4 protein-coding genes and 1 pseudogene are annotated in these 6,179 nt (G+C 43.5%); 2 read left to right on the forward strand and 3 right to left on the reverse strand.

What is annotated here, in order from left to right; all coding sequences use genetic code 11:
• The 3 genes from J07HQW2_RS03125 to J07HQW2_RS03135 form a co-directional block, all read right to left on the reverse strand.
• The coding region (locus J07HQW2_RS03125; protein WP_021053866.1) for an ABC transporter ATP-binding protein at positions 1-1,074 on the reverse strand (1,074 nt) is incomplete at its 3' end.
• A 1-nt stretch (position 1,075) separates the two neighbouring features.
• Positions 1,076-2,272 carry an ABC transporter substrate-binding protein gene (locus J07HQW2_RS03130; RefSeq protein ID WP_021053867.1) on the reverse strand — a complete coding sequence of 399 codons (1,197 nt, stop codon included), beginning with the start codon at positions 2,270-2,272 and terminating at the stop codon, positions 1,076-1,078.
• 401 nt (positions 2,273-2,673) lie between these two features.
• Positions 2,674-3,873, reverse strand: a complete 1,200-nt coding sequence (locus tag J07HQW2_RS03135; RefSeq protein ID WP_021053868.1) for a cytochrome P450 — start codon at positions 3,871-3,873, stop codon at positions 2,674-2,676.
• A gap of 212 nt (positions 3,874-4,085) precedes the next feature.
• On the opposite strand from J07HQW2_RS03135, the gene J07HQW2_RS03140 reads away from it, so the two are divergent.
• Positions 4,086-4,394 carry a putative quinol monooxygenase gene (locus J07HQW2_RS03140; RefSeq protein ID WP_021053869.1) on the forward strand — a complete coding sequence of 103 codons (309 nt, stop codon included), beginning with the start codon at positions 4,086-4,088 and terminating at the stop codon, positions 4,392-4,394.
• Between the two features lie 1,225 nt (positions 4,395-5,619).
• Positions 5,620-6,179, forward strand: a pseudogene (locus J07HQW2_RS03145) (hypothetical protein); the annotation flags it as partial.

A 6,179-nucleotide genomic window follows, 5' to 3' on the forward strand; every position in this document is an offset into this window, starting at 1 on the left:
TAGTAGACAGTCATCGGTTGAAATCCGAAGGGTCACATCAGTCCCCTCTTCTGCATTAGTTTCTGAGGCTCGTTGAACAGCCACAACAGATTCTCCATCGGTTGTCTCCACGTGATACTCAATTTGATCACCAGTGTATCTCCGGACAGACACGGTGCCATCGAATATATTGCTCTGATTACCGGCTCCATCTGTAGCTGTCGTTGCGTCACTGACGGTCAGGTGTTCCGGTCTGAATACAACTGACACTGGATCATTAACCGAAAGATCTTCAATATCTTCTGACTGAATTGTCGTCGTATCACAATCGACCGTTGCAGTCTCTTCGTCAATTGAGGAGACAGTTCCAGTAAATATGTTCGCTGTCCCAACAAAGTTAGCCACAAATGGTGTTGTCGGAGTTGAATACACTTCTTCCGGAGGACCGACTTGCTCAAAATAACCATCACTCATAACTGCGATTCGATCCGACATCGTCAATGCCTCTTTTTGATTGTGTGTGACGAGGATCGTCGTGATATCGAGCTTCCGTTGGATGCGCCGTAGCTCAACTTGCATCGTCTCCCGAAGCTTTTTATCTAAGCTCGCAAGCGGCTCATCAAGAAGGAGTACATCCGGTTCAGGTGCAACCGCACGGGCTAGTGCTATACGCTGTTGTTGTCCACCTGAGAGCTGGTCCGGCATCCGGTCTCTGGTCTCCGGCAATTCAACTAACTCCAGCATTTCATCGACCCGTTCGTCGATATGCGTCCTGTTATAATCACGTACTTTCAATCCATAAGCGATGTTTTCAGCGACGGTCTTGTGCGGAAACAGGGCGAAATCCTGAAATACCATGCCGATATCCCGCTTATCTGGAGGCACGTCGTTGACGCGGATATCATTGATTCCAACAAAACCCTCAGTAGGCTGCTCAAATCCTGCAATCGTTCGTAGGGTGGTTGTTTTGCCACACCCACTCGGTCCAACGAACGTGAGAAATTCACCGTCATCAACGACGAGTGAAACATTACTCACAGCTTCAACGTCATTAGGGTACCGCTTTTTAATACCTTCTAATACCACTCTTGACATACTATTGCCCCTGGACAATTAGCTCGTTCCACAGTTGGTTGACCAATTCTTCCTGTTCGACGTACAACTCAAAGTTTGGAAGGATCACTTCCTCAATGCCAGGTCCGGCAGCCTTTGCATACGCCTCGTCGCTGAGTTCACTATATTGCTCCTCTATCGCTGGGAAAGTGAATAGCTCCTGAGTGACTCGATCTTGCACTTCTGGTCGGGAAGCGTAGTCAATAAGTTGCCTCGCTGCCTCAATATTTTCGGTCGTTCGTGGTGAAACCCAGCGACCAGAACCGAGAACAGCACCCTCATCAGGGAATGTGCTCTTGACAGGTGCATCCTGTGCAACGCGGAGCACGCGCGTAATATCGTGATACAACATTCCGGCTGGAATTTCGCCACTTGCCAAGCGGGATTGGAAATTTGCCTCATTGGTGTACCAGAGGGCTGATTGTGGGACGATTCCACTGAGTTCGTTAAAGACTTTTCTGATTCCTTCTTCACTCTGGAGCATTTCCTGACCACCCAAACGAACTTCAGCAGTAATATCCGGGAGATAACCAGTTACAGCTGGTGACATCATAGCTAGCCGATCCTCATACTGTGAGTCCCACAGTGCATTCCAAGATGTCAAAGGTTCACTAAACTCCTCAGTGTTATGAACTAAGTTAATGAACCATCCCATGGACCCAACACCGATAATGTCGCCGTCGTCGCGGGTAATCAAGTCATCTTCGATGTATTGTGTATTCTCAAACTGATCTGCACTCCATCGGTGCCATAGATCAGAATTAATTCCGCGTAGTGCGCCTGGCACGGTCATGATGAGTAGGTCTACAGGTGCATTTCCACTTCGAACGGCTCCTTCGAGATTTGGGATTACTTCCGCTGCTCCACCTTGAGCTTCTGACTCAGTTGTCACACCAGTTTCCTCCTCAAACGGTTCGAAAAGAGCACTATCCAAGACATCTTTGAACGCACCACCAAACACGGAGACAGTGAGTGAGTCGCTTCCACTACCGCCCCCACTTCCTCCTGAGCAGCCAGCTAGGGCTGCGGTCCCGATACCAGCTGCAATTGCTGACAGTGCTTGACGCCTTGATCGAGAGTAGGGCTGAGACATCGCTGTTTCAATACTATCTTTAGATTCAGTCACTTTTGACTCGTATTTTTTGTTTTTATCAGAGTCTTGCCCGGATACGCTTGTCATACGAAGCGGTTTTTCTCCAGTTATTAAACCTCTTTCCTCAAATAAATAGAAGAAATAAGTCACTACATCTATGCATAGATAATTACTACCTGTATGAGTTGCATATATATCCTGCTATTAAATGATATTATATAAGGTAAGACTGGCACGCATTCCAATAGCTTCGGCAAATATAGCTTCATGAGTAACAAAACTCATTATAATATAACTTTGCGACGAGATCGCTTTCGTTATTCAATATTAACATATCTCAGATAGATATAGTTGGAGATATTTCAGACCCTGACCTGAATAAGTATGAAAGATAATATAAAAAATGTGAGAGCATTAGAGATTATAATGTCAAAATTTTCGTACTACCACATTAATTCCAAATTATCACACGCTCTAAAATGAAATAGCTACTTTTCAACTATCTGGACCGGCATCCGATCAAACCCAAGTTTGGAGGCCTTTGGTTTTGGAACGACACGTTCGTAGTCAATATCTAATCTGGCAAGTCTATCAAATAGCGTTTGTAGTATAATTGGGGCTTCAAGCCGCGCGATTGGAGCCCCGATGCAATTGTGTGAGCCGCTCCCGAATGCAAGATGATTCGGATCTCGATGTGGATTGAAACTGTCCGGGTCAGTAAACTGGTCTGGATCACGATTCGCTGCTCCGATCCACAAAATAACAGTTGAATCCACAGGAATCGTCGATTTGCCTAGTTTAATTTGACTTGCTGCTCGCCTTGCCCGGGCTTGAAGTGGACTTCTATATCGGAGCACCTCCTCAAGTAATACAGATAGATCATGATCTTCAAACTCAGAAATACTACTCTGTTGATCTAATATATACAGAGCATTGGTCAGCAACTCAGACATCGTCCCCTGTCCAGCAAGTGCAAAGTCAAAACAGTTTGATCCAATCTGTTTCGGAGTAAGCGTTGTCTCTGTGACCAACTGAGAAATAAGATCATTTTGTGGATTTGCCCGGCGCTCAGCTACTATATTTTCGAAGTACTGAGCGGCACCTGTCATGTGCCCCTCTGTTAAACTCATCTCGTCACTATCCTCACTCGTCATGACTGATCGAAACGTCTCTAACCATTGCAATAGTCGTTCATGATCTGCTTGAGGAATACCAATGAAATCCATAATTACCCTCAGCGGGATAGGAACGGCAAAATCCTCAACAAAGTCGAATTCATTGGTATCAGACATTGCAGTATCCAATTGGGCTTTTGTTATTGAAAGGATAGATTCCTCAATACCATTTAAAATACGTGGAGTAAAGTATTGGAACATTTCTCCTTTTACTTGTTTATGATCTGACCCATTAGACCAGACCATCCCTGCATCGAAATACGATAGTGGGTCGTCTATTTCCTCCTGTGTTAATTCTGGTCTAACGAGATTTTCACCATCTTGGAGACTTTTTTTTACTAATTCATAACTAAATACATCATATACCCCACGGCTAGGATCATACTGTACTGGTGCTGTATTTCGTTTATTATGATACCATTCAAATGGATCGTGTAATGCTTCATTTGAACGCAGTCCTTTTGGAAGTGAATTAGCTATTTCGGTATCTATTGTTTTGAAATTGAATCCCATATATATGCCAGGAATCTATCTTCGTTTAAATCTTTTCAGAATATAAACGTAATATAGTGAATGAAATTGTATTCTATGCAATTTCCTATGATACATGAACATTTTTGATATGTCTCAGTCAATTTAAATTGTTAATATTATGGCTATAATCAAGAATATGATATTCTTCGAAAGCCACCGTATTTTATATCATGGACTGATGAATAGAATATGTGATAGTTATTCACTCTGAAGTACCAATATCTGATGAATCGAAACCAGAAGCGAGTAAAATTCTTAAAGATATGGCTCTCAAATCAAGAGAAGAGCCAGGCGTAATCGACTATAGGGTAACATTTGACATTGAGACACCGGTGACAGCCAGAATTATTGAGCAATATGACGACTGGGATGCGGTCAAATCACATGAGTCAAGCAGCCATCTTGAGTCGTTCCAACAGGCAATTGAGCCACATATGAGTGCTGAGCCAACATTGTATCAGTATGAAGTGACAGAAAAAATCGAAGCTGAAGGACCGTAGCAGTCGTTGCGAACACGGATTTCAGTTCAGACTGTGGTGTGCGTTGCTTCTGAGTGACTCGACGATACGTATCTTATCACAGGCTGATAGAATGCATATTAGCGTCTGATCTGACCGTGATGCGGATAAGATGGCTCAGTCCGCTCGTGTCCGCGTCTCCATACTCAGAAGAACACCAGTCTTGGCGGAATATAATACCTTTGAGTGTACAATGTTGCTCTTGAGTCTGAGCCAGAGGTCGATAGCTATCGTAAGCACCGTTTAGATATCAGTAACTAATAGTTATTATGGGGCAAAATCCTGGCTAATCGATATGGTTAGCTGGCACCTCAGATGGATCTGCATCTGATTTATTACTGATAAAATTTAGTCGTATAATAATATCTCTATGTATAGACCGCTAAAATCGACAGAGTTAGGCGTCCGAGCTGATAGTAAGACACTGCTGTGTCAGGACAGTATTACATTTTGTATAGAGATACAGTGGCTTCGCAAACGAACTGATATGTACTAAAACAACATCACGAGGCAAACTCGGATATTAACCAGCTTATGAGAGTATGATAACAGACGTATCTTCATTATCTCATTAAATTAGCAACAGTTCGTATAGTCATTGATTATTTCTATACATAGTATCACTAGATTTTTATTATAAAGAGGTTGATGTTTAACTGAATTTTCATATAGCATCCGTTATGTATTATCTAAATAAGATTCCTCAATGCATGCATTGAGCAAAATGTGCTAAAACGATTCAATTTCAGTGACCACAGAAATTAATATTTTACTGGAGCTACTGCGATGGGTAGTCGTATACATTGAAGAACTGCTATCATTTGATACACGCTTATATATTGCTGCAATGGTCGCGGTCATTCTATGTGGTGACGATGCCAATATATGATGAGGCGCACTACGGTAGATGCTATTTATGTCGGATATTAAAGATGTTTCCACAACTTTACAACTGAGACACCCGATGACGAGTTTATGCAACTGTCTCTACCAGTATTATAATCTGATCATCATTTCTGTTAGCTCGAAAGTGACTTCCTGATTTTTGATGAAGAACAGTAGATTTTTATCTGACAGGATATAGGGACGGAGCAAAATATGCCTAAGCTAATATAAGTATGAATTCTGTGTATACCAATATCTGCGTATGAGATTACCCCAGCAAAACACAATCCTCATGACTGGCTTTATTCTGATTGTTCTGCCGATGGGGGTCTCCAGCGGATTCGCCGGGATCGCACATGGGCAGACCGACGCTGGACCTATCGACGTTGATGTGAGCGACCTGCCTGGGGAGGGGACTGAGTCAAATCCATATGAGATCTCAAACGTATCCGAACTCCAGGCGATGGAGGATGATCTGGATGCGAATTACTCACTTATCAATGATATTGACGCCTCACAGACGGCGCGATCTGACGACGGACATGGATTTGATCCAACCGGAGGAGACCCCAGTAATGAGGGTACCCCTTCGCCGTTTACTGGGTCGTTTGATGGGAACAGTTACACAATCACAGGACTGACAATCAATCGCCCGACTGAGAGTGAGGTTGGACTATTTGGACGCAACTCGGGAACAGTCACAGATATCACGCTTACAGAGGTGACCGTTATCGGTGATGTGTTTGTGGGTGGACTTGTCGGATACAACAACGGCACAATACGGAATACAACAGTCTCTGGGAGTACGGATGGTGCCAATCTTATAACCGAACTAATTGGGCAGAACAACGGCAATGTGATGACTGCGCGAGCCTCCGGAAG

The sequence above is a fragment of the Haloquadratum walsbyi J07HQW2 genome, from assembly GCF_000415985.1.
In the GTDB taxonomy this organism is placed as follows: domain Archaea; phylum Halobacteriota; class Halobacteria; order Halobacteriales; family Haloferacaceae; genus Haloquadratum; species Haloquadratum walsbyi_B.